At 47.1% G+C, this 384-nt stretch carries 3 tRNA genes; all 3 read left to right on the top strand.

Annotation, left to right across the window (positions count from 1 at the left end):
* Positions 1–18 precede the first annotated feature (18 nt).
* Positions 19–94, top strand: a tRNA-Thr gene (locus ACSLUR_RS19135).
* 52 nt (positions 95–146) lie between these two features.
* Positions 147–222 (top strand) — tRNA-Phe (locus ACSLUR_RS19130).
* A gap of 87 nt (positions 223–309) precedes the next feature.
* Positions 310–382: transfer RNA gene (locus ACSLUR_RS19125), tRNA-Thr, on the top strand.
* The last annotated feature ends 2 nt before the right edge of the window (positions 383–384 follow it).

Raw genomic sequence — 384 nt, 5'->3', positions numbered from 1 at the left:
TCGCACACAGTTTTGTGTGCCGACTTAGCTCAGTTGGTAGAGCAACTGACTTGTAATCAGTAGGTCGCCAGTTCGACTCCGGCAGTCGGCACCATTCATTATAGCTAATGCATTGCATTTGCTACGTCTAAGTAAATTAGACATTTGCCCAGATAGCTCAGTCGGTAGAGCAGGGGATTGAAAATCCCCGTGTCGGTGGTTCGATTCCGCCTCTGGGCACCACTCTTTTGAATAGTGGATGTTTGTTAATTTAAATATCGATTATTCGGTGCCAAGGTAAACTCTTGTTTATCGCACACAGTTTTGTGTGCCGACTTAGCTCAGTTGGTAGAGCAACTGACTTGTAATCAGTAGGTCGCCAGTTCGACTCCGGCAGTCGGCACC

It is taken from the genome of Thalassotalea montiporae, assembly GCF_053485855.1.
This window is presented reverse-complemented; position numbering and strand designations above follow the sequence as displayed.